2 protein-coding genes are annotated in these 1,519 nt (G+C 72.1%); both read right to left on the bottom strand.

The window, feature by feature from the left end; all coding sequences use genetic code 11:
- Nucleotides 1-770 (bottom strand): HAD-IIA family hydrolase (locus ACY45C_RS19955; protein WP_462189094.1); only part of this gene is annotated, 770 nt, incomplete at its 3' end.
- Entirely contained in the window at nt 767-1,312 is a 546-nt protein-coding gene (locus ACY45C_RS19950) for a tetratricopeptide repeat protein (protein WP_462189093.1), read from the bottom strand. The genes ACY45C_RS19955 and ACY45C_RS19950, both read right to left, overlap by 4 nt.
- Between the last annotated feature and the right edge of the window lie 207 nt (nt 1,313-1,519).

Raw genomic sequence — 1,519 nt, 5'->3', positions numbered from 1 at the left:
GTCCGGGCTCCGCTGCGCCGCATCGACTCGCGGTGCATCGCCGACTCGGGCTTGCCGGTCACCACCGGCTCGCGGTCCGTGGCGGCCCGCAGGAAGGCGATGACGGATCCGTTGCCGGGCGCGACGCCCCGCTCGGTCGGCACGGTGCGATCGGCGTTGCTGGCGATCCACAGTGCTCCGGCCCGGATGGCATAGGCCGCCTCGGCGAGGCGGGCATAGGTGAGATCCGGGTCGAACCCCTGGACCACCGCCGCCGGATCGTCCTCGGCCGAGTCCACCGGGACCAGGCCCTCCTCCGTCACCGCCTGTCGAAGTCCCCGCCCTCCGGTAATGAGCACCCGGGATCCGGTGCCCAGCCGTTCAGCCAGGACGTGCGCCGCTGCCTGCGCCGAGGTGACGACGTCCTCGGTTTGCGCCGGTACGCCGAAGCCGCGCAGGCGGGCGGCGACCTCGGCCGGCGGGCGCAGTGCGTTGTTCGTGACGTACACCGTGCGCATCCCCCGGCGGCCCGCGGCGGCGATGGTGTCCGCCGCGTGCGGCACGGCGGTGCCCCCACGGTTGACGACACCGTCAAGATCCATCAGGGCGACGTCGAACAGATCGGCCAGCGGCCGGTCCGTCCCACGCAACGGCCCGGGGAAGCCACCGGAAGGCACGGAGAAACCAGAAAACACGGAAGACGACGAAGCGGAGGAGACCGCGGAAGAACTGGCTGACGAAGAGCTGGCTGACGTGGTCTCGTCCGCGGGCACGGCGGCCGGCCGGGTCACGCTCGGGCCAACGCCGCGCGGGCGCCACGCAGCGCGACATCGTAGTGTCGGATGTCGGGACGCATCGCCACGGCCAGCGCCAGATGCTCCACGGCCACCCGAAGATCACCGATCTTGCGGGCGGACAACCCGAGGCCGAACTGGGCGTAGTCGTCGGTGGGATGCCGATCCACGATCCAGGCGAAGGTCTCCCGGGCCGCGCCGTACTGACCGGCGGTGAACTGCGCCCGGGCCAGCGCCTCCCGCACGCTCGGCGAGGCGGGTTCGGCCGCGACGGCGTGGGCCAGCAGCTGCACCGCGGCATTGGCGTCCCCGTGGCCGAGCAGCGCCATCCCCCGGGTGTACCAGTCGTAGACCTCACCCGCCGGTCCCGGCCGGGACCGGTCCGCACCGTCATCCCCCCAGGACGTCACCTCGGACGGCACCGAGCTGGATCTATCACGTCGTCCGCGGGCGGGCAGCCCACCGGGCATCTCGTCCGGTACATCCCCCGGAGGGCCGGTCTCCTCGGACATCTTCACCTCCACTACACGGATGATCATCTGTCGCCTCGCCAATCCTGAGCACCGGGCACGGGCCTCGCGCCGGGCTCCGCCGCACCGTGGCGCCCTCGGTGCGCATCACCGCCTCTCACCCGAGGAACACCTCCGGATCCGGAATCACTCCGTCCGCCACCGCAGGCACCAGGCACCAGGCACCAGGCACCAGGCACCAGGCACCAGGCACAGCCACCAGGCACCAGGCACATC

It is taken from the genome of Frankia sp. CcWB2, from assembly GCF_977927585.1.
Note: the sequence above shows the minus strand (reverse complement) of the source record. Positions and strands in the feature narration are given on the sequence as shown.